Origin of the sequence: Priestia sp. J2, assembly GCF_020790095.1 — a bacterium.
In the GTDB taxonomy this organism is placed as follows: domain Bacteria; phylum Bacillota; class Bacilli; order Bacillales; family Bacillaceae_H; genus Priestia; species Priestia zanthoxyli.
In genome coordinates, this window is sequence record NZ_CP086208.1 from 3,548,102 (window position 1) to 3,570,092 (window position 21,991).

Annotated in this window: 21 protein-coding genes and 1 pseudogene; 5 read left to right on the forward strand and 17 right to left on the reverse strand. The window is 35.4% G+C overall.

What is annotated here, in order from left to right; all coding sequences use genetic code 11:
• Window positions 1-255 precede the first annotated feature (255 nt).
• The gene (locus tag LJY09_RS18365) at window positions 256-969 is read left to right on the forward strand and encodes a hypothetical protein (protein ID WP_014458832.1); all 714 of its coding nucleotides are present in this window, start codon (window positions 256-258) and stop codon (window positions 967-969) included.
• A 53-nt stretch (window positions 970-1,022) separates the two neighbouring features.
• On the opposite strand, the gene LJY09_RS18370 is transcribed toward LJY09_RS18365, so the two are convergent.
• A complete protein-coding gene (locus LJY09_RS18370; protein ID WP_014458831.1) occupies window positions 1,023-1,169 on the reverse strand; it encodes a hypothetical protein in 147 nt (48 codons plus the stop codon).
• A 43-nt stretch (window positions 1,170-1,212) separates the two neighbouring features.
• The gene (locus LJY09_RS18375; protein WP_034267433.1) at window positions 1,213-2,133 is read right to left on the reverse strand and encodes a CPBP family intramembrane glutamic endopeptidase; all 921 of its coding nucleotides are present in this window, start codon (window positions 2,131-2,133) and stop codon (window positions 1,213-1,215) included.
• Between the two features lie 855 nt (window positions 2,134-2,988).
• On the opposite strand from LJY09_RS18375, the gene bioF reads away from it, so the two are divergent.
• From bioF to bioC, 3 genes are read left to right on the forward strand one after another with little or no spacing between them, the layout of a single operon-like run.
• Window positions 2,989-4,167, forward strand: a complete 1,179-nt coding sequence (gene bioF / locus LJY09_RS18380) for an 8-amino-7-oxononanoate synthase (protein WP_154974179.1) — start codon at window positions 2,989-2,991, stop codon at window positions 4,165-4,167.
• Window positions 4,164-4,910 (forward strand): alpha/beta fold hydrolase, encoded by a 747-nt coding sequence (locus tag LJY09_RS18385; RefSeq protein WP_154974181.1) that lies wholly within the window; start codon window positions 4,164-4,166, stop codon window positions 4,908-4,910. Before bioF ends, LJY09_RS18385 begins: the two co-directional genes overlap by 4 nt.
• A complete protein-coding gene (gene bioC, locus LJY09_RS18390) occupies window positions 4,903-5,727 on the forward strand; it encodes a malonyl-ACP O-methyltransferase BioC (protein WP_154974183.1) in 825 nt (274 codons plus the stop codon). The genes LJY09_RS18385 and bioC overlap by 8 nt, the downstream gene beginning before the upstream one ends.
• A 108-nt stretch (window positions 5,728-5,835) precedes the next feature.
• Here the strand turns inward: bioC and LJY09_RS27720 are convergent, their stop codons facing one another.
• The 3 genes and pseudogenes from LJY09_RS27720 to murQ form a co-directional block, all read right to left on the reverse strand.
• Window positions 5,836-6,318, reverse strand: a complete 483-nt coding sequence (locus LJY09_RS27720; RefSeq protein ID WP_243550272.1) for a PTS sugar transporter subunit IIA — start codon at window positions 6,316-6,318, stop codon at window positions 5,836-5,838.
• Window positions 6,319-6,396: 78 nt separating this feature from the next.
• Window positions 6,397-7,803: pseudogene (locus LJY09_RS18395) on the reverse strand (PTS transporter subunit EIIC); the annotation flags it as partial.
• Between the two features lie 32 nt (window positions 7,804-7,835).
• The gene (gene murQ, locus LJY09_RS18400; RefSeq protein WP_028414879.1) at window positions 7,836-8,726 is read right to left on the reverse strand and encodes an N-acetylmuramic acid 6-phosphate etherase; all 891 of its coding nucleotides are present in this window, start codon (window positions 8,724-8,726) and stop codon (window positions 7,836-7,838) included.
• A gap of 604 nt (window positions 8,727-9,330) precedes the next feature.
• Between murQ and LJY09_RS18405 the strand changes: the two genes are divergently transcribed.
• Window positions 9,331-10,443 carry a type II asparaginase gene (locus LJY09_RS18405; protein ID WP_028414880.1) on the forward strand — a complete coding sequence of 371 codons (1,113 nt, stop codon included), beginning with the start codon at window positions 9,331-9,333 and terminating at the stop codon, window positions 10,441-10,443.
• A gap of 131 nt (window positions 10,444-10,574) precedes the next feature.
• Here the strand turns inward: LJY09_RS18405 and LJY09_RS18410 are convergent, their stop codons facing one another.
• The 12 genes from LJY09_RS18410 to mreC all read right to left on the reverse strand — a co-directional run bounded on the left by LJY09_RS18410 (window position 10,575) and on the right by mreC (window position 21,828).
• Window positions 10,575-10,961 (reverse strand): hypothetical protein, encoded by a 387-nt coding sequence (locus LJY09_RS18410; protein ID WP_154974186.1) that lies wholly within the window; start codon window positions 10,959-10,961, stop codon window positions 10,575-10,577.
• A gap of 385 nt (window positions 10,962-11,346) precedes the next feature.
• Window positions 11,347-12,765, reverse strand: coding sequence for a sodium/glutamate symporter (locus LJY09_RS18415; protein ID WP_033580029.1), 1,419 nt, complete (start codon window positions 12,763-12,765; stop codon window positions 11,347-11,349).
• 21 nt (window positions 12,766-12,786) lie between these two features.
• Entirely contained in the window at window positions 12,787-13,953 is a 1,167-nt protein-coding gene (locus LJY09_RS18420) for an alanine dehydrogenase (RefSeq protein ID WP_228307379.1), read from the reverse strand.
• 375 nt (window positions 13,954-14,328) lie between these two features.
• Window positions 14,329-15,192 carry a DUF4097 family beta strand repeat-containing protein gene (locus LJY09_RS18425; protein ID WP_028414884.1) on the reverse strand — a complete coding sequence of 288 codons (864 nt, stop codon included), beginning with the start codon at window positions 15,190-15,192 and terminating at the stop codon, window positions 14,329-14,331.
• On the reverse strand, window positions 15,182-15,745 hold the full coding sequence (locus tag LJY09_RS18430) for an HAAS signaling domain-containing protein (RefSeq protein WP_098626362.1): 564 nt from the start codon (window positions 15,743-15,745) through the stop codon (window positions 15,182-15,184). Before LJY09_RS18430 ends, LJY09_RS18425 begins: the two co-directional genes overlap by 11 nt.
• Window positions 15,732-16,061 carry a PadR family transcriptional regulator gene (locus LJY09_RS18435; RefSeq protein ID WP_034267458.1) on the reverse strand — a complete coding sequence of 110 codons (330 nt, stop codon included), beginning with the start codon at window positions 16,059-16,061 and terminating at the stop codon, window positions 15,732-15,734. The genes LJY09_RS18430 and LJY09_RS18435 overlap by 14 nt, the downstream gene beginning before the upstream one ends.
• A 277-nt stretch (window positions 16,062-16,338) precedes the next feature.
• Entirely contained in the window at window positions 16,339-16,494 is a 156-nt protein-coding gene (locus LJY09_RS18440) for a hypothetical protein (protein WP_028414887.1), read from the reverse strand.
• A 492-nt stretch (window positions 16,495-16,986) separates the two neighbouring features.
• Window positions 16,987-17,655, reverse strand: a complete 669-nt coding sequence (locus LJY09_RS18445) for a phosphatase PAP2 family protein (RefSeq protein ID WP_049165959.1) — start codon at window positions 17,653-17,655, stop codon at window positions 16,987-16,989.
• Between the two features lie 140 nt (window positions 17,656-17,795).
• Window positions 17,796-19,214, reverse strand: coding sequence for a HAMP domain-containing sensor histidine kinase (locus tag LJY09_RS18450; RefSeq protein ID WP_028414890.1), 1,419 nt, complete (start codon window positions 19,212-19,214; stop codon window positions 17,796-17,798).
• Window positions 19,215-19,898 (reverse strand): response regulator transcription factor, encoded by a 684-nt coding sequence (locus LJY09_RS18455; protein ID WP_028414891.1) that lies wholly within the window; start codon window positions 19,896-19,898, stop codon window positions 19,215-19,217.
• Between the two features lie 261 nt (window positions 19,899-20,159).
• Window positions 20,160-20,855 (reverse strand): response regulator transcription factor, encoded by a 696-nt coding sequence (locus LJY09_RS18460; RefSeq protein WP_028414892.1) that lies wholly within the window; start codon window positions 20,853-20,855, stop codon window positions 20,160-20,162.
• A gap of 181 nt (window positions 20,856-21,036) precedes the next feature.
• Window positions 21,037-21,828: a rod shape-determining protein MreC gene (mreC, locus tag LJY09_RS18465; protein ID WP_228307380.1), complete on the reverse strand. Its 792-nt coding sequence runs from the start codon at window positions 21,826-21,828 to the stop codon at window positions 21,037-21,039.
• Window positions 21,829-21,991: the final 163 nt, after the last annotated feature.

Consider the following 21,991-nt stretch of genomic DNA (forward strand, 5'->3'; position numbering starts at 1 on the left):
CTAGCTATACCAAAATACAGAATGAATTTGCCTTCATCCACGAACTCAACAGCTTTCCTTTATAATAAATACCCTTTCTCTAGCTAATAATAAGTAAGTAAAATATGTATATACTATAAACTAACACCATTCTTAAAAGTATGATGGTTACGAACATCTACCTATAATTGAGCAATGTTTCTATCTAAATCATGGTTTCTCTTCTTCTATTAAAGGGAATTAAACCCTAAAAGTGAACCTTAAAAGGAGACCACCATGGTTACAATTGAATCAATTATAATAGGTATTGTTTTTATCCTCATTCAATTATACGCATTAACGATTGTCGAACGTTCTCCAATCGGGGAGCAAAAGCTGCTCTCATTATCAGGCGGTGTAGCTATTGCTTATGTATTTATTTATATCTTACCGACGCTTCATAAGAAACAAGAAGAGTTTGGAGGATCGCTAGCCCTTGATACTGAACTATATTTTCTTGGTCTTCTCGGCTTACTCGTCTATTTTTCAGTGTATTCATTTGCTCAGACAAAAGCAGCCACTCACCTAACGGAACTGACCGTTTATATGGTACAGGCTAGTTTTTTTATGATTTATTCTTTTATCATTTCTTATGTCGTGTTTTCAACCGATGTTAAGCGAGTTGAATCAGTATTCTACGGACTGGCTATCAGCCTTCATTTTATCGGGTGGTCTTACCATCTAGGAAAAAAACATCCGCGCTTACACAAAACTAGAGGTCGCTATATGCTTGCCGGAGCAACTTTTCTTGGGTCAATTTTGGGCGTCTTTGGCCCCTCATCAGGCCTGCTTATTGAGTCGATGATTGCTTTTAGTTCAGGTGCAATGTTATTTAACGTCATCAGTAAAGAGCTCCCTTTTGAAAAACATGCGCATTTGCCAACCTTTTTAATCTCATCTCTTGTCTACGCGGCTACAATGATTTCGTTAAAAGCTTTTTTCAATTGGTAGTTGCGTGCGCGTGTTTTTACAAAATAAAAAGAGCAGCCTTTAAGGCTGCTCTTTTAAAGTATGGTTTTTATTACTAGATATACTGCAGCAATCGATGCAAGAACGATAAGCACATTTAAAATACGATGTTGAGTAGCTAAGTGGCCCCGCTTCATTTCTGCACGAGTCAATGGTTTATTTTCATCGTGATTTCCACTCACTCTGTTACATCTCCTATCCTGTTTAGGTATTGGTTCTGCCAATTTAAGCAATAAGCTGATCTTTGTCAGCTGCTTCTTCCTTTTTTATCTTCCCTCTACATAAGATATAGAAAACACTGAACATAACAATCGACCAAATAAGGTTAGCTCCTGGCTCAGTGTTAGCTACCTTAAACAAACTCGGTATAGACCCGAAAACAGAATCGTCCGTTGTAAGGAACAGAGCGAGAAACATGTTGTTGGCTGCGTGTGCGCCAATGGTAATTTCTAAGCTTTTTGTTTTAACCGCGATATATGTAAGAGCAAAACCAGCTACAATATAATCTAGTCCCACCAATATAATGGATTTATTCATTTCGGGATTAGCAAAATGACCTATTGAAAACATTAGTCCCACAATAATCGCAAGTAAAATTGGACGCTTCACTTTCTTACCCACCCATTGAAGAAGAAGACCTCTAAAAAACAGCTCCTCGGTTGTTGTTTGAATAGGTACTAATAAAAGCGTGATCAGTACTAACAGGGCATACTCTTTTAAACTTACATGATTCCATGAATAATCCGAGTGGTTAAACACGACATCAATTAACTGTGAAACGATTAGTAACAGACTAAAAGCTCCAAAAGACCATATTACTTTCTTCCAGTTCACACGTTTGTTAGCAGTGATTAGTGATTTCATTTTTCGTTTGTGAATAAAACGAATCCCGATCCATAAACCAAAAATCCAGCATATGTACATAATATGAGACAACAGAAAATCAAGATTAGCATTGATTCCTACAGCTAATCCGCTATCAAAATCAACATATGATTTTCCACTTTCATCAGCTGCAACCATTATCATTTCAGCAATAATATAAATAATGGATCCTAACAGCATAAACACAGAAGCAAGGATTGTTGTACTTACATAACGCTTCCAGCTATTTTTTCCTTCTTCCACATTTAAATAGTTTTTCATTTTATTCTTACTCCCTCAGCCTTCTCTTCTCAACTACATCGTTCTTCTCTACTTCGTTGTTGTCTAGGCAATGTAAAAATCTATTAGGACCTGAAGTCCTGCAATTATGTTAACTACCGCCTGCTTTTTACCTGTGAAGATAAGGGAAGAGACCGACAACATTAAGAAATTACAACTCTACCCATTACCTCTTTATATAAAATTTAGCGCCTTAAAAGCCGTCAAAAAACAGCTTCTTCTAAAAGAAGACTCGACACTAAGTCATCGTTAACCTTTATATCCTGCTCATACGTGCCCGCATACACATAATTTTGAAGAAAATACTTGCTACTCAAGAATATATATCCTAGAACAACTAAAATAAATATTTTTTTCAACATCGTCCTCACCTTTTTATCTAAAGTTTTCCCCTCGCGGCTGCTTCCACAATCGCTAAGGGCTTACCCATAAACAGATTTTCATTTTTTAAAATTAGCTACCATTCTATCTAACACCGCAAAAATGTATATAAGTTACAATTATATTACATTATTATTACAAATGTAACAATTACATTATAACTAAGAAAATGAGGATAATCAATATGAAGTGTTTAAGTAAAGTAAATAAAATTGCTAGATTAATATGATGTGTGTAAATAAATCCAAAACATGTTGGAAAAGATGTTTGTTATTAAACAGGAATATTTAAAGAACAAAAAAAGCAAACTCCCTACCGTTAGGAGTTTGCTTCTTTTATTCAAGAGTTTTTATAACCTCTCTCATCTTGACACTCTTCTAAAGGAGTGATTAGATATATATGTTAACTATTTAAAAATTAAAGTTAACTAATTTCATTGTCGGTGGTGAGAGTGTATTGTATTGGGAAGAAGATATTAAGAGAGAACTTGCCTATTTAGATAAAATTTTTCAAAAACGGCACCTTGTTACTACAGAATTTGCTGAACAACCATGGCTTACAGTCAATGGACGTAAAATGTTAAACCTTGCCTCTAATAACTATTTAGGCTATGCAGGAGATAGTGGACTGAAGAAAACAATGAGTGATGCTGTGATGACGTATGGAGTAGGAGCAACAGCTTCACGCTTAATAGTAGGAAATCACTTCCTTTACGAGAAAACAGAAAGAGCCCTTGTTAATTGGAAGAAAGCTGAGGCAGGACTTATTATCAATAGTGGTTATAATGCAAACCTAGGAATCATCTCAGCCTTGGTTCCGCGTAATGGCTTCATCTTCAGCGATAAGTTAAATCATGCAAGTATCATTGATGGGGCCCTACTGAGCCGTGCAAAACTTCAACGCTATCGCCATAACGATATGAACCACCTAGAAAATTTATTAAAAAAAGTTCCCTTAGAGTCACGGAAGTTAGTTGTAACAGATACTGTTTTCAGCATGGATGGTGATTTCGCCAAGCTCAAGGAGCTTGTTAAATTAAAAGAGCAATATAACGCCCTACTAATGGTTGATGAGGCTCATGCAAGCGGTGTATACGGGAAAAATGGTGAAGGATATGCACATTTTCTTAATCTGCAAGATAAAATTGATATTCAAATGGGAACGTTTAGTAAAGCGCTAGGGTCATTTGGAGCTTATGTTACGGGAAAACAGTGGCTCATAGATTATTTGAAAAATAGAATGCGAGGACTCATTTATTCAACTGCTCTTCCCCCTGCTATACTCGGTGCAATAACGGCTGCAATTGAAAAGGTGCAACAAGACACAGAGCGCCGCGCACTTCTTCAACAACATGCACTATTTTTCAGGAAGGCCCTTACATACGAAGGATTTAACACATGCAATAGTCAATCTCAAATCATTCCAATTTTAACGGGAGAAAACAAAAGAACAATGCAGTTTGCAGAGCGTTTACAGAAAGAAGGAATTGCTGCTATTGCAGTTAGGCCTCCTACTGTTCCTGAAAATAAAGCAAGAATTCGTTTTACTGTAACAGCCGATCATACGCGAGAAGATTTAGATTGGGCCATAAAGAGAATTTCTCTAATTGGAAAAGAAATGAGTGTGATTCAATGAAACCATCCACTATTATAATATTTCCCGGATGGGGAATGGAAAAAGCAGCGTTTCAACCAATCATAAAATCATTGTCTACTATATGTAACGTTTTGTGTACAGACTGGAGAGGTGTAAAAGAACTAAGTGACTTTAGAGAACGAGCAATCCAATTGCTTATTTCTACTCAAGGTACTGTTTATTTAATGGGTTGGTCATTAGGTTCTCTTGTAACGCTTGAACTTGCAAATTTATACCCTAACAAGATAGAAGGACTCATATTAATTAGCGGAACTAGTCGCTTTACAAACGACGTGCATAATACATTTGGATGGGAGCAACGCATCGTTGAACGTATGAAAAAACAACTACAGCGTAATAAAGAAAAAACCCTTACTTCATTTTATAACGCTATGTTCACTAAATCTGAAAAAGAAGAAGAATTTCATCATCAATTTATTGAAGTTGTTCAGCGTGATTATCAAGGAGACAGTACGTACTCCCTCCTTACAGGGCTAGATTATTTACTCCAAAAAGATGTTAGAATGCAACTCAATCAAATTCAAACTCCTTGTTTGTTGATCCATGGAAGAGATGATCAAATATGTTTGCCTGAGTCTTCTTCTTTCATAGCTGAAAGAATTGGTGGAAAAGCGCAGCTGTGTATTTTAGAAAAAGCTGGCCATATTCCTTTTTTTACAAAGCCTCAGCACTGTACGCAACTTATAGAAAAATTTCTCGAAAAGGAGCTCATTTATGATTAATAAGCAACTTTTAAAGAAAAGATTTAATAATCATGCTAAAACTTATGATGCTTATGCCGATGTACAAAAAAGCATGGCAAACCAATTAATAGATCAGCTTTCCACCAATTTCTTTAACCAGGAAATAGCTATTCTTGAAATTGGCTGCGGCACGGGTTATTTAACACAGTTATTATGCGAAAAATTTCCTAAGGCTGCTATTACAGCAGTTGATTTGTCATCAGGAATGATTGAGTTAGCAAAGGAAAAAGTAAGGGAAGATCGAATTTCTTTCATATGCGGAGATATCGAGGAACTAAGTATAGAAAGACATTATGACCTTATTATTTCTAATGCAACATTTCAGTGGTTTAATAGTCTTCATACGACAATTAAAAAATTGTATAAACAACTTAAGCCTACAGGCAGCCTGCTATTTTCAACCTTTGGTAACCGTACGTTTCAAGAGCTTCATTCATGCTACAGCCATGTGAAACAAAAGCTTGGTCTTTTCAGTAACAGTTCACCTGGCCAATCGTTTTTTTCTCTTGAAGAGTTGTCTCAAATTTGTGAACAAGCATTAGTTCCATTGAGAGAGCATCCATTTAAACTATCAAAAACGGCGGAGCTAGAGGTTCAATACTTTCCGACGGTTAAGGCATTTTTTACATCAATAAAAAAGATTGGAGCAAGTAACAGTAACGAGGAAAGCTACTGTCAGCGCCCTTCCTTTTTTCGTGAGTTAATCAATTTATATGAAAATAATCATCGTGACGAAAATGGCGTAAAAGTAACCTATCATTGCTTAATGTTTAATATTACAAAAACGAACCAATAGCCAATCCAGCCCTGGTTGCTCTCTAGAAGTGATGAATTGCTGCCAGTAAAAAAGGGTACTCTTCTATGTAGAAAAGTACCCTTAAATAATCAATTAGATTTAATTAACTTACTGTTTTTTAGAAACTAGCTCAATAATATTTGTTATACCTTGCTCATTGTACCCTGTTTTTAATAACTGTATTTGATTATGTTCAGATAAATTTGTAAAAATGATTGGTGTAACAAGTGATTTAGCATTTTCTTTAATGTAGTTTAGGTCTATTTTTAACAGCGGGGTTCCTTGTGTAACCTTTTCTCCCTCTTTAATTAGACATGTAAACCCTTTCCCATTCAAGTTCACTGTTTCTAACCCTACGTGAATTAATAACTCTAGATCATGATCTGTTTTTAGACCTATGGCATGTTTTGTAGGAAAGATGCTAACAACCTCCCCGTTGATAGGAGAAACAAGAGTATTATTAGTTGGTTCGATGGCAAAACCGTCTCCCATCATCTTTGAAGAAAAAACGGCATCAGGGACTCCTTCTAGAGGCACAATATATCCATCAAACGGAAGTTTGAATGCGCTTTCTAAAGTTGTATCGTTCATTTCTTTTTTCTCACCTGTTGCAGCAACTTCAGCTTTTGCTTTTGTTTCAGATACTTCTTTGTTATTAGAGTCTTCTGTAATTGCCTCTTTTGGTATGCCAAATAAATATGTGCAGATGAATCCTCCAGCATATCCTGCAAGTAAGCCAATGATATATTTTAGCCATAAACCATGAGCAATTAATGGAATTAAAGCTAGACCAGATGGACCGATAGCGATGGAACCAACGTTTTCGAACATTCCAATTACGGCTCCTCCAATTCCTCCACCGATACAAGCCGTAATGAACGGGCGTCCTAATGGAAGAATAACTCCGTAAATAAGTGGTTCTCCAATACCTAATATTCCGACAGGAAGAGCCCCTTTAATAATGGTAACAAGTGATTTATTTTTACGACAACGAATCCAAAGTGCTAAAGTTGCACCTACTTGTCCAGCACCAGACATGGCAAGAATCGGAAGCAAGATGGTCATACCAGCTGTGTTAATCATTTCAATATGAATAGGGATTAATACTTGATGCAGACCTAGCATCACCAATGGTAAAAATGCCACTCCTAGTACAAAACCTGCAAAAACCCCTCCACGTTCAAGTGTCCAATCTATTCCACCAATTAAATTACTAGAAATTAGACCTGCAAAAGGCATAATAAAGAAAATCGTTAGTAATCCAACAATTAGAAGAACAACTGTAGGTGTTACAATAATATCGATTGCATCAGGAATAAATCTACGTAAGAATTTTTCTAAAAATGAGAGTAACCATACAGCAATCAAAACCCCGATAACCCCGCCTTGCCCAGGAGTTAGAGGCTGATCAGTAAAGATATTCATAATAGGAAACTCTTCTGTAACTCCCGTTAAAAGGGTAATACCTCCGATAACTCCACCTAGGGCCGGAGTAGCGCCAAACTCTTTTGCTGCGTTAATCCCTACATAAATAACTAAATAGCTGAAGATTGCATTTTTAATCACATTAAGAATCGTAACGTATTGTTGCCAAGTATCTTTATCAAGATCTCCTGCAGTTATGCTATTTGCTAAAATAGAGGCAATACCAGCTATTAAACCTGCACCTACGAATGCTGGGATTAAAGGTATGAAAATGCTTCCAACTTTTCGTAAAAAATTTTTGAATGGCGTATTGTTTTTCTTTTTTAGCTCAGACTTCATATCTGCACCTTTTGACGTCAAATCTTCAGATGAAGCTTTTTCTTGTGAAGAAGCTGCAGAATCTTCTTGAAGTACAACACCAAATTGTTCAGCAACTTTCGTAACTACTCCTGGTCCTAGAATAATTTGATACGTATCATCATCGACAACTCCTACCACTCCTTTCACTTGTTTTATACTCGCTTCATCAATTCTATTATGATTCACTGGGGTGACTCGGAGTCTTGTCATACAGTGTGTATAATTCGCTATATTAGAACTGCCTCCAAGAGCTTGAAGCAGTTCTTTAGCTGTTTGATGATGTTTGCTCATAGTTGTTCTCATCTCCCTTATAGTTTCGCTACTTAATTCACGATTGCTTGACGGATAAATCCTTGTGTTTGTTCTAAGCGATGTAAAGATTCCTCATATGAAAGGCCTGTCAAAATCATGACTATAGCAAGCTTAGAATTACAATTTGCTTTTGCTAAGTACTCTTCTGCCGTATCATACGTGCATGAAGTTGCTTCCATCACAATTCGTTTTGCGCGTTCTACGAGCTTTTCATTCGTCAGCTGAACGTCTACCATTAGATTTCCATACACTTTTCCGATACCTACCATAGAAGCTGTCGAAAGCATGTTACAAACCAATTTTTGTGCTGTTCCGGCTTTCAAGCGAGTAGAACCTGTTAATACTTCAGGACCATTTACTACTTCAATTGCAATGTTTGCTACTTTTCCAATATCAGAGCCCTTATTACAGCTAACTGCTATTGTTTGAGCCTCAATTGAGTTAGCATATTCTAATGCTCCAATGACATAAGGTGTACGACCGCTTGCTGCAATCCCCACAACAATGTCTACCTTAGTAAGTCGAATGTTTTGTAAGTCTTCCATGCCCAACTCTTTACTATCTTCTGCTCCTTCTACTGCTTTGATAAAAGCTTTTTCTCCGCCGGCAATTAAGCCTATTACTTCATCTGGGTTTGTACCAAATGTAGGCGGACACTCAACAGCATCAAGCAAGCCGATGCGGCCACTAGTTCCTGCACCTATATAAATAAGGCGCCCCCCTTGTTTCTTAGCTTCTATAATAGCTTCTACAGCTTTTGCAATAGAAGGAAGTTCTTTTTTTATCGCACTCGCAACTTTTTCATCTTCTTCATTCATGGTTGTAAGAAAATCAAAAATGGACATTTCATCCAGATTCATTGTTTTTTCATTACGAGTCTCAGTAGTTAAATGTTCAAGCATTACTTATCATCCTATCTTTGTTTTTGTTTGAAATCGTTCTCAAGTACAGAATAACGCCTTTGAAATTAAATTTCAACAATTATTTTAAAATGTTAAAATTTAATTTCAAAAGCTATAGTAATATGTGACTTTGAACAAACATCATATGCCTGAATTTTAGTAAATAAGACAACTCTCACCGTATAAATATCAAGCATGTCTTATATCAATAATGACTCCTTCCCTGCTGCAGTAAGGATTTTTTTTATAAACGTTCCTATTAAAATCATTATTTTCATCCCTATATAGAGACTACATTATGTTAAATGGGTAAAAAAGCGAAAGGATTTCCATCTTTTAAAATAGACTAGTTCCTTAAAAGGTTATAAAGGAGCCGAACTCATGTCTAAACAAATAGAAGATATAAAAGAAATAAAGCTTTTAGATTCTCAAGTTCACTTATGTGAGAAGATGAGAAAATTGTTAAGAGAAAAAGCAAAAAGGATCTCATAAAAATAATGCGTTTATCTTTTTATTCTTCGTGCGGACAAATGATTGGATATTTTAAATTCAGCTTACCAATAATACCGTTATATGTCTTTTGCGTAAAAGGAGCTAAGTAACGATGAAACTGAAAAGAATAGTAATTATCACCTTTTTATCAAGCGTTATCTTATTTTCGGGACCTTTATCATTGGTCAATGCATCAGTAAATGATTCTAAAATGACTGTGAAAAATTCAGTGAAAGAAAAATTGCCCAATATAAAGATTTTGGCCACTGGAGGTACGATTGCAGGTTCTTCTGAGAGCAGCACAGACACAACTGGATATGAATCAGGAGCCCTTGATATTAAAACCATCATTAAAGCTGTTCCTGAGTTAAAAAAACTAGCGAATGTAAGCGGAGAACAAGTTGTAAATATCGGAAGTCAAAATATAGATAACAGCATTTTGTTAAAGTTAGCCAAACGAATTAATACGCTATTAGCGTCTAAGGATGTTGACGGGATTGTCGTGACACACGGATCTGATACGATGGAGGAAACAGCTTATTTTCTAAACTTAGTAGTAAAAAGTGAAAAACCTGTAGTTGTGGTTGGTTCAATGAGACCCGCTACCGCTATAAGTGCAGATGGACCGCTAAACTTGTATAATGCGGTGAAAATTGCTTCTAAAAAAGAAGCACGAAATACCGGTGTTTTAGTAGCGCTTAATGATCGAATTGGCGCAGCTCGTTATATAACGAAAACACATACAACGGCAGTGGATACGTTTAAATCTCCTGAACAGGGATATGTAGGAGAAATAGCTGGAGATCAGGTATTATTTTATAATAAAGCAACTCGTAAGCATACAACGCAATCAATATTCGATGTATCAAAATTAGATAAGCTTCCTCGAGTAGACATCATATATGGGTATCAAAACGACTCTAGGAACTTTTATGACACGGCCGTAAAAGCTGGAGCTAAAGGAATAGTCGTCGCAGGAGCAGGAAATGGGCTGCTATCCGATGTTGCCCTAACAGGTGCTAGAGATGCGGTAAAAAAAGGCATAGTTATTGTTAGATCTAGCCGCGTAGGAAGCGGGGTTGTGACACATGAAGAATCAGATGATAAAGATACGTTTGTTACATCTGATTCATTAAATCCACAAAAAGCCCGTATTCTTTTAATGCTTGCTTTAACGAAAACAAAGGACCCTAAAAAGATTCAAGAATATTTTAATGAGTATTAATCAAAAATATCTTTCCTCCTCTATTTTGGTGCTTTAAGAACAATCGGTAACAAAAGTATAAACAGGCCGAGACACCACTAGCATACTTTTGTCTCGGCCTGTTTTCATAAGAAAAAGCATCAGCAGGTCCCTTATTCATTTCCCCAGTTCTTGCTTTCTATAATTAAATGATTGGATGTGTTATCTAGGACACGCCATACCAAGGTCTTACCTTCTATATCTTTTAACTCAATAATACCTTCTAACTTATTGGTATTCAAATGGACACGGTTCTCATCTATTCTTTGCGCACTTTTTAATCTCGTTCCAAATGTTGCAGGACTTTCTTCCGTTAGCTTTACAATTACATCTATCATACGTTTATCAGAAATATAGTTTTCGCTGTTTTCATAGTTTTGATCAGCAGGTTTAATAGCGTGTTCTAACCCATTTTCGTACTGACGCCAATCAACAATTAAAAAAAGCGCAAATATTAAAGACACTGTTAGTAATAAGCCATACACAACATTTCGTTTCATTTACTTTTGCTCCTTTCAATAGGGTTTTATAGGTAAAACAAAGAAAATACCTGTTGTAAGAATAGGTTGTATCAGAAAATAGTATCGTACAACTCTGAAAAATATTCCGGTTTCCGAGTAAAAGAAGGTATATTTTTAAAGATTTCTACTTACGGAGACTATAAATATCTAGACAATCTGCTTAATATAGGTCAAGCACTAACAATCCATTAATTAAGAAAAACAAGAGATAAATCATGGTAGAAAACGGACGAATTTATCGTTCTCTATCACAAACTTCTCATCGGATTGTAAGAGCCCGTAAACATATGTTTACGGGCTCTTGTTTCTCGTTCATAAGATATAAATATAAGTAGTCAAGTATACATATTTTATTTAACCTACGTTATTTTTCAATATGTTCTCCCGATATCCGAATAAAGCCTTCATTTCTATCTAATGGAACAGGAGGACGCTCGCCTAAAGGAACCTTCCAGTGCCACCATTTGAAGATTCGAGCGATGACGAAACATAGAATTGATATGCCTGCAAAAATCCCAACAAACGTCCAGTGCTGTCCGCTTAGCAGCATAACAGGCCCCGCTGACCATGCAAATAATTCTAACGGCGTATTAAGCGGTCCAACTACCGCTGTGTCTGTAAGTGTTTTTGATTTATTGTTAGGATCAATAATTCTTAGTAATGTAAGTCCGATAGCGAATACACCTGTTGAGTAGCCATACACAAATATAGAACGTTCAAACCAGCTTTCATAGTTCATAGCGGGCCCAATTACGACTAGCATCACCACCACTACTACTATACCTGAAAGCATTAACAAACCAAGCGGAAGTGCATATTCAACAACAATCGGTAATTTAATTGATGCTACACCGAAAAATACAAGAAAATCAGTTGCTGCACTGCCTAAACGATCGACTATCTTACTATCAACGTATTTGTAAACCCCTTTTTCTCCTTTGCCTAGCAATATGTACATAAGCAACGCTATTAAAAACGCTATTGTAAACGTTGGAAATTCCAGTCCCCAAGCAGTAGCAATATAGTTATTTAATAGATAGCCCAAACCTGACGGCACAACTAATAATGCTAAATGAAAGGCTAATGGATCCATGGCAATTGGTGAAATCGTGTCATTCCCCATTGCCGTTCTATTTTTAGGCTGAACTAATCCTGTTTTTAGATCCTCCGAAATTTCCGAAAAATCTTTTACATAATGAGTATAACCTTTTCGAGTTGCCCATTTTATAAAAATCAATCCGCCAAAAATACCTGCTAAAATACCGCCAGTAGCAGCTGTCATTCCCAAGTCAGTTGCATTTTCCCAGCCTAAATTTTCGAAGGTTGTGCCTACCGCTGCCGCCGTTCCATGACCTCCATAAAATCCAGCTGCTAAAAGTAAACCAAATCCGTTATTAATCTCCGGGGCAAACTTTGAAATCACTAAAATTGAAAAAACAATTGGAATAGACATTTGAAGACCTATACAAAGAATTTTATAAGTGGCATATGCGCCCATTCTATTAATATCCTTTTTCATGTTGCCTGGTGAAAAAGAAAACCCGTTTATCCCAACTGCCGCAAACACAAAGATGGTGATGATTCCTGCATAGGAGCTAATATCTTCAGAAAAAGGTAGAACATTTAGAAAGCTAGGTCCTAGTGCTAAACCTAAAAAACCTGCCAATAAGCTTGCCGGAATAAAACTTCTTTGAATAAATTTAAATTTTGCGCGAAGCAGCATGCCTATTAGAATCAGGACGCTGGCACAAGCAAAATCTACTAGTATCGTATATACAGTCATTCATATCCTCCTTTCGTAACGTTACATGCTTAAAAAATTAGTTGATCTTGTTGATGTAGCCGGTGGTGCTGGGTCTAGTTTTTCTTCTTTTATATGTAATACGTCTTCTGGTTTGATCCAAGGTCTATTTTGGATAGCACTTGTTTCTTCATGTGTAAGGTATCCTTTATAAGCGGTTAAGCTTCGTCTTAAAAATCCGTCTTTCATACAGGCTGATTTTACACCTGAATTTAGGATAGATTGGATATGTGGCAATACAGATGCCGCATAAGCTACAGAAGTAGAATTAGCAATAGCTCCAGGAATATTGCTGACACAATAATGAACGACACCATTTTCGATATATGTAGGATTTTCATGAGTTGTTTCACGGAAGGACTCAATCGCACCGTCAGTATCATTGCTAATATCTACAATAACTGATCCTTTTTCCATTAAATTGAGCATATCACGATCTATTAAATAATCTTCGCGTTCCTTTGGCCATTTAACACAGTTAATCACCATATCAATTTCAGGAAGCAATTTTTTAATATTTTGCTTAGTTGATAGCTGCGTATTTACTTTTTCATTATACGTTTTGCCAATATCTCTTAATGTTCCGTAATTGATATCCATTACAGTACACCACGCGCCTAAAGAATGTAGCACCTGCAGCGCCGACCTTCCTACTAGTCCTCCTCCAAGGATAAGCACCTTCATACCAGGGGCTCCGGCTAAGCCACTAACAAATTTTCCTTTCCCTCCGTTAATCGTTAGCATTGCCTGCAGACCCATTAATGCACCTTGTTTTCCCGCTGCTTCACAGTTAACTGAACCAAATCTATGAGAATCCTCTGCTGTGAACGCAATACATTTGCTATCGAGTATAGCCTGTACCTGCTCTTTATGTGCAGCTGGATGTATACACGTATAGATAATTTGGTTTTCCTTAAGCAGCTTATATTCACTTTCTTCAATCTCTTTAACTTTTGCGATAAAGTCACATCTTTCATACATCTCTTCTGTTGTTTCTACTATTTCCGCCCCTTCTTTTTCATACTGTTCATTCGCAAATCCCGCTAGTACGCCCGCATCTTTTTGAACAAGAACCGTATGGCCGTCATCTTTAATAGCAGCAGCCTCCACAGGCGTCATAATTACTCGATACTCTCCCACTTTATTATCTTTCAATACACCAAATATCATGTTGTTCCCCCTAAAGTCGTTTTTTTTTGAATGCTTCTCCCTCTCATTCCTGCGTGATATCAAAGTTAATCAAACTATTAATAATATTCAGATTAAAATGAATACAGCTTATTTTTCTAGCACGCAAGTTTTGGAATAATTGTTCTATTAGAACCTTATTCTGCATTTACTTACCAAATTATAAATTAAAATGAATAAAAATTCAAAAGAATATAATATTACTATCTATTTTTTTGTGTAGTAACAAGCTTTTAGCTTATTAATCTTGCATAGAAAAAAGGTTCCACTCATCAACGTTTAATGAGTGAAACCCTTTTTTGATTATCTCAGGCTAGCTGTGTCTCTGCTTTTTTGTAGGCAAGCTTATTCAAACAGTTACTTTATTACTGAAATACTGCCGTTGTGAGTAGCTAGTTTAATGATATTCTTTCCTTTGCCAATAACAACGTCCCTATCATATTTGTTCAAGATATCTACTTTTCCGTTGTCGACAGAAACGTTAAATTGAACGTTACTTGGTTCTTTTTCTGTGGTGATCTTAATTTTTCCATTGTGCGTTTTAAAGTCTATATTTCGATTAAGTTCTGCTGTTTCAAGAACAATACTTCCGTTATGTGTTTCACCTTTTAAATTGCCTTCCACGTTACTCAGCGTTATTTTCCCGTTATTTGCTTTCGTTTGAATCGTTTTTGCTGCAGCATTTTTTACACTTGTAAGTCCATTGTGTACGTTCGTATTTAGGTTTTGTGAATCAATGTCTTCTAATTCCACACGTCCATTGTTCGCACGAACAGAAACATCTGCTGCACGTAATTTTTTAACAGACACGTACCCGTTGTTGCTGGAAATCCCCAATGAATTATATTGTTTTTCAGGCAGATAAACGTTGATGGATAGCGGTTTTAATACACTAACAATGTCAAAATTGACCCAGCTGCGCTGCTGTTCATTATAGGAGATAAAAAGGGTTGAATTTTTAACATTAGTAGTGAAGTCTCTTTTTATGTTAGAAGATGTTTCGCCTTTTAACGTTACTTTGATATCACTGCCTTTGATAGGGTACACATGAACACGAGTATTATCCGTATTAATGTTTACCTTTGATACTTGATTGCTGTTAATAACTTTTTCTTTTGAAATAGGTTCAGGGTTAATAGCACGATACGTAAGGAGACTTCCTATAATCCCAACAAGGATGAGAATACCCGCAAGAACGGAGAGTTTCTTTTTATTCAACACGTTTTAAACCGCCTTTCACCAGTGATACATTGTATTTCAGATAACGTACAAATCCTTTTATAGCTAGCTTCGTTACAACAAACATACCTAGCATAATAAAATATCCAATTCCGCAAAATGCTAACGACATAAATAAATTAAAGAGAAAAAAGCCGCTCCAATGTACAATAGCTTCACCGAGAACTAGAATAGGAGATAGCAAGAAACATAGACCTATGGCCCAAGCTGATAAAATAAAGCCAGCTAATGCAACGGCCGGACCAAGAACAATTACTACATTAAAAAAAGCTAAACCAATTACGGCCCAAGTGGCTCTCAAAATATTTTGAGTTGTTGCCTTAGCTGTTGCTTGCTCAACGTGATAATCTGCCAGTAATTCTTTGGCTATTTGATTCGGGGATCCTAGCGACGCTACAATTTCTTCTTCTGTTTTTCCTTCTTCTAACCCAATGGAAAAATGTTCTTCATAATCTTGTAAAATATCCGCTCGTTCTTTTGAGGACAATGGTTTTAAGGATTCATTTAATTGCTGTAAAAATTTACTCTTCGACATTGTTCACACCTTCTTTAATTAATTGATTAACACCTCTTGAAAATTCGTTCCATTCATCGATAAGTTCGTATAAATACTCCCTTCCTTTAGCTGTAAGCTGATAATATTTCCTTGAAGGACCTTCTGTAGATTCCTTTAAATACGTTGTAAAATATTCTTCTTTTGTTAATCGGCGCAGAAGAGGATATACCGACCCTTCTGATATTTCAATTTGATCGGAGATTTTTTGAACTAATTCATATCCATAGCGGTCTTTCTTATCCAGTAATACAAGGACACAAAGCTCTAAAACTCCTTTTTTAAATTGCACGTTCACTGTTCTTCACCCTTTTCTTTTCACAGTCCACTACTGTTTATTGTATAGTACTGATTTATAATAACTTCCTAATAATTACAATATATCACCAGCTATTGTTTATTGCAAGGTACTGTTTAATATTTTTAAAATTTTAATCATTTTACGTTCGTAAGGTATTTTTTATAAAGCAAGGTTCAACCTTCTTTTTCTAATTAGCTTATAGATGGAATTATTTTTAACGCGGCCAAAAGAAAAAGCAGCCTATAACTATAGACTACACAGCAGCGATGTCAGGCTATTTTTCTTTTGCTTGCTTGATAAATAAAAAAAAAACCGTAATTAAGATAAAATAATTTAGCGGGTTTTTAAAGATATTCCCGTCTAAAGCTAATTGTAATAAGATCCACAAAGCGAATATAACGAGTATGGCTGGTATTATAAGTTTGTTCATACATTGCTCATCCTTAGTCTCAGAGTAATACAGTAATCATGACTCTCAATATTTTTTATACTGTAAAAATTCAATCCACAAATAGCTTTGAAAGTATATTGATTGAATTACTGTAAGAATATCACTTTTTAAGATAAAATTTAACAGTTTCTGCCACAATCGATAGAAATGGATCAATTTCATTTGATTTTTTTGTAATAAGTTCAAGAAAAAAGTAACCGTTATTTTACATTTTCTAATAATAAAAACAGTCAATTTTATGACTGTTTTAAGTAGAATGCTATCAAAAATTTCATTTCCTAGGTGGTGTATCATCTTTATAAAAAATGCAGTTCTTATAGATTCGTTTTTTATTCCCCCTACTGAAAAAACGTCCATAAATCAATGCTGGCTGTTCATATCAGTACTTTTGATAATCCACACTTAATTATGAAGCCAGTCACTTGCATCCTTAGCCTATATGATTATTTCCGTGTTGATATATCATCGTATTCATTCTTTACTTTGAGTAGATCTTCTTTGCTCAACCTTCTTCTCCTGATAGCGTTGATAGAACCAAATAGCAATAGCTAGCCAGCAGCCGCTAGCAAAATAGCCTCCAATAACGTCGCTAGGATAATGCACGCCTAAGTAAATACGACTAATACCTATTGCTAGAATCATTGTAGTGGTAATAACGATTAAAAGTGTACGTCCCCAGCGAGTAGAAATATGACGCCAGAGCAAAAATGAAAGGACGCCGTAAACAGCAAAAGCACTCATAGCATGCCCACTTGGAAAGCTATAACCATTGATTTCGATTAATCGATGGAAGTCAGGACGTGCACGATGAAAAAGTAGTTTTAGCAGCTCATTGAGGATTGGAGAACCTACAATAATCGCGATAAATAAAATAAGCTCCGCTCGATGTTTTAATACCTTATAGAGAAAAAACAAACTAAAGAGAGAAATCACTGCAACAGATGGCGTAGAGCCAATAAAAGTAAAGCATTTCATAATAGTCGTTAGCCCAGGAGTTTCGAACCCTTGAATTAGCGATATAATAGACCGATCAAATGCGACAATTTTTGATCCATTAATTAAAAGAGCCATCCCACTAAAACAAATAAGGGACAACAAGCTTAATATAAAAGCAAGTGTAAATTGAAACTTCAACTTCATACTAGACACCTCTACTTTCTGTGCTTTATCAAGCTACTTTTGATGAAATGTGATAAGGTCTTTTTCCTTTTAGATTTTGATGCTTCTTTGCTTTTGAAGTTAGGAGTATTAAAAATAAAGAGCTTGTTTTATATGCACATTTATAGAGAGTTAGTAAACAGAGGCCATACAGCCGTTACATTTGTTCCTTCGCCCTCTTTACTCTCGATGTTAATCGTACCGTGGTACTTTTCAATCCATCGTTTGGCTATAGCCAGTCCTAAGCCAAGTCCTCCTTGTTTTCTGCTCCTTGCCTTATCCACTCGGTAAAATCTATTTAAAATATAAGGTATATCCTCTTCTGGAATTCCAATTCCTTTATCCATTATTTTAAGGGATACCTTTTCATTGATGAGAGAACAGTCTATAACTACCTCTTTCTCTTCCTTCTTAGAATATTTGACTGCATTATCTAACAAAATGATTAATATTTGTTCTAGATGGCGAGAAGAAATATTCACGTACAGATTTTCATGTGAGTGTCTTATTTTAAACTCATAGTTGTTATACAGTACTTCAAAATTCCTTACAACATGTTGAACAGTGGCCAATACGTTAATAGGTTCAACATCTACAGGATTTATCAGACTATTTTCAGCTCGGGATAGCTCCAATAATTCTTGCACAAGATTCGTTAAACGCTCTACTTCTTTCAGACTGGATTTCAAGGATTTATCTAATACTGCTGCTTCATTTTTCCCCCAGCGATTTAACAATGTCAAATGTCCTTGGATAATGGCTAACGGAGTTCTTAATTCATGTGAAGCATCCTCTACAAACTGTTTTTGCTGTAAAAAAGAGTCTTCGAGGCTATCCATCAACTCATTAAATAAACTGCCTAATTGAGCAAATTCATCGTTTTTCTCATTAACTGGAACACGTTCTTCAAGGCCATTTGTTTTTATTTTTTTCATCGTCAATGTTAACGCTTGAACGTTAGATAGTATTTTCTTTGCTAGAATGGTTCCACCTAGAATACTAAAGATTAGTGAGCCTATCCCTGCAGCAAGCATTAATAAAAAAATCTTGTCCATAAAAGCATCAGACATCTCCATATTTCTAACAATTTCAACCGTTCCAGTGAAGTTGTCGGTGACAATTGGAGAACGAAGAACGAGTAGACGTTCATCGTGGTTTCGAATCACTTTATACTCTTGGTGCTTCACCGCCTTCGGTTGCTGCCAATTTGGTGAAACATTGTTTGAGGTACTGGTTATAATGTTCCCTTTCCTATCAAGAACACGAATCAACTGATTCTTTTCATTAATTTTCGATAAGTATCCTTCACTGCTTTCAATTTGTTTTAAGGATAAAGGTTCATCATCAGATTGAATAAAAGCGAGAACCTCGTTTAATTGATGAATACCATTTTGCTTCTCATAATTTAAAATACCGTTATCAATCACAATGTATTGAAAGAGGTTATAAGAGAGAAAAAGAAAAAATAAAAACATGGAAGACCATAACGTTATCTTCCATCTTATAGGCAAATCTTTTATACACTTTATCCACTTTCTCATTTAAACATCACGCATCACGTACCCAACCCCTCTGATGGTTTGAATATATAACTCTTTGTCCTGCGCACTTAATTTATTTCTTAAATATCTAACATATACATCGACAACATTCGTTTCAACAACTGAATCGTACCCCCACACTTGCTCTAAAAGTATGTCTCTCGTTAATACTTTGTTAATGTTACGCATAAAAATGGCTAGGAGTTCAAATTCTTTATTCGTGAGTTCAATTAGTTTTTTTTCTTTTATCACTGTTCTTGATTCCAAATCAAGTTCAATATCTTTAAATGTTAATAGTAGCTTCTGATCCAGCATCTTGTTGTTTTCTTGACGTCTAAAAATGACTCGCATTCTTGCAAATAATTCTTCAATTGCAAATGGTTTGGACAAATAATCGTCAGCTCCATTATCAAGCCCCATTACCCTATCCATGACACTATCCTTAGCTGTGAGCATAATAACAGGAGTATCCTTAGTTGTTCTTAGTCTTCTGCATACCTCAATTCCATTTAATCCAGGCATCATTAAATCCAATAATATAATATCGTACTTCTGCTTGGTTGCTTTATCTAAACCAGTACGACCATCGTAAGCTACGTCAACTAAATATCCTTCATATTTTAGTTCTAATTCTAAAAATTCTACTAATCCTTCTTCATCCTCTACAATTAGTACCTTTTGCATATAAAGTACTCTCCTTTGTCTAAAAATTAAAAACGTAAAAACTGCTTCTACAAATGAATATGAGTACTAGTACTATATCCCTCCATTTTGAAAGATAATAAGAAGAAATATGAAATAAGTTTTCTATGACTTTCTTCTTTATAGGCTTTTCTTCAATTTATCAAATAAAAATTAGATTTGAATAAAAAAGAGATTAAGAATAAATGAATTTATTTCTTAATCTTCTTTAATGAATCATATAAAGTTGCTTTCCTTGTTTCTTTAACTTTCTTTAATGGTGTATCCTATACCTCGAACAGTCTCAATGAGTGAGGGACTAAATCCTTCTTCAATTTTCTTTCTCAAATAACTTATATAAACATCAAGTATATTTGTATCTCCTTCGTATTCATATCCCCATACATTTAGTAAGATTCCTTCACGAGTAACCGTCTTATTTTTATGGATGACTAAGTAAATTAATAAATCATACTCTTTAGGGGTTAAGCTGATTTTTTGCCCAGCTCTAGTTACTTCTCTTGATTCAGTATTTATAACCATATCTTCAATTAATAATAACGAGTCTTTTTCTACCTTATTCCTAATAACAAGGTGCTTATAACGTAGTAAAGAACGTATCCGAGCCAGCAATTCTTCAGTTTTAAATGGCTTAGTTATATAGTCGTTTGCGCCATGATCTAACCCCAGTATTTTGTCTAGAGTTGAGTTGCGAGCTGTCAAAAGAATAATAGGCACGTAATTTTCTCTCTTTCTTACTTTACGCAAGACCTCTATACCACTCATTTCCGGTAGCATAATGTCAAGTAAAATTAAATCAAACATATTTGATAAGGCCATTTCGAGACCATCTCTTCCATTGTTTTTAATTTTCACTTGGTAACCTTCATGTTCAAGTTCCATTTTTAATATATTGCCTATTTCTACTTCATCTTCCACAATTAAAATACTTTCTTTCATCTAACTAACCCCTCTTTTCAATCTCTATATTTTTGCTTTGCATATCGATCGCTCTTTCCAATAATAAAGAGAAGTGTATAGCTATCACAAACCAACATCTCAGTAGACAATAAGAAATTTTAAGTGCTGAACATAAAAACATAAGATAAAAGACTTCTATTAGAATGTGATATTAAATTCCCTACCCATTGTTCTTTGCTTTAATAACAATTACTTCACTAATATCATTAAAGTTGGATGAGGGTTTTACAACGGCCAATTGCGTTAATCCATATTCATCAGGCTTTACTTTGATGACTTTTCCTAAGGCTAACTTCCTTTGAAAGATTGAACTGATAGGAGAGGTTTGAACTTTATCTCCTACATTAACCTCAGCCTCACTAGGGATTTTTCTAATAATTAAATTACCTCTTTTATCATCGTAGCCTTCTAATGTTCCATTCACGCTTTTCCTATCCTTTAACATTACCGCCATACGATTTGTCCTAAGGTTTGAGCTAATTAGTTCTACGATAGAGGTTGACGAAAAAACTTTGGATACCTTCCCAACGACTCCATTTGTACCTAGCACATTCATATCTATTTTTAACCCCTGCTTCTTTCCTTTATCAATTGTTAATTCATTGTTCCAGTTGTTCGTTGAGCGGCCAATTACGGTAGCTGTTACAGGATTATAGGTTTTCACCTGATCTTCTGCTTTTAAAATTTTTTTTAAGACTTTGTTTTCATATTCCAACTTATAAGCATTTGCTTCCTCCTGATTTTCAGTGGCTAGCTTATTCTTTAAGATAGAGTTTTCTTTGTAAGTGGAAAATAATTGACTCACTTGTTGAGGTTCACTCCAAGAAAGCTTGTCTAAAGAAAGTAAGCTACCTTTGTACAAGGTTCCAACAAAAATAAGTCCTCCTACAGTAAGAATCCCTCCTATCAAAATATATGTATGTCTTTTCTTCTTTTTTTGAAAACGTATCAAAATGGCACCTTCCTACCAATAGTCATGCTATTTATAATCTTACTAGCTGTTTCTTAAAAATTTCTTAAGTATCATCATCTTTGACCTCTTAACAACTGTTCAACGTTCTCCTTCTTTTAATGAATTGTACTTATTTTCTAGTTTCAAAAGCTGAAGGCATAAC